This is a genomic window from Streptomyces sp. SID13726 (genome assembly GCF_010548375.1).
Classification (GTDB): Bacteria; Actinomycetota; Actinomycetes; order Streptomycetales; family Streptomycetaceae; genus Streptomyces.
Genome location: NZ_JAAGLY010000623.1, coordinates 1 through 413, shown reverse-complemented (window position 1 = coordinate 413; position 413 = coordinate 1). Strand labels below are relative to the sequence as shown.

Annotated in this window: 1 protein-coding gene and 1 pseudogene; both read right to left on the bottom strand. The window is 70.7% G+C overall.

Going from position 1 to position 413, the window contains the following annotated elements; translation table 11 throughout:
- A pseudogene (locus G3I78_RS49450) lies at positions 1-199 on the bottom strand (30S ribosomal protein S5); the annotation flags it as partial.
- A gap of 40 nt (positions 200-239) precedes the next feature.
- A partial coding sequence (locus G3I78_RS49445) for a 50S ribosomal protein L18 (protein WP_275424946.1) occupies positions 240-413 on the bottom strand: 174 nt, incomplete at its 5' end.

Below are 413 nucleotides of genomic sequence, written 5' to 3'. Positions count from 1 at the left end.
CGCCCTTGACGACCTTGGAGACGCGGTTGATGGTGACGACGCGCTCGACGAAGGCGTTCTTCTCGGCTGCGTCGCCACGGCGACCGTCGCGACGGTCACCGCGACGGTCGTCGCGGCGCCCCCCGCGCGCGTTCTGGTCGCTCGACTCGTTGGCGGCACCGGTGGGGGCGCCGGTGTTGCTGCGCTGCCCTGCAGCCATCAGAGAATCCTTTGCTTCCGTGTGGGGATGGTCGGCGTCGTCACAGGGACAGACCGCCCTCGCGGGCGCCGTCGGCGACCGCAGCGACCCGACCGTGGTACTTGTTGCCGCCACGGTCGAAGACGACAGAGTCGACGCCCTTGGCCTTCGCACGCTCGGCGACGAGCTCGCCGACCTTGCGGGCCTTGGCGCTCTTGTCGCCGTCGAGCGCACG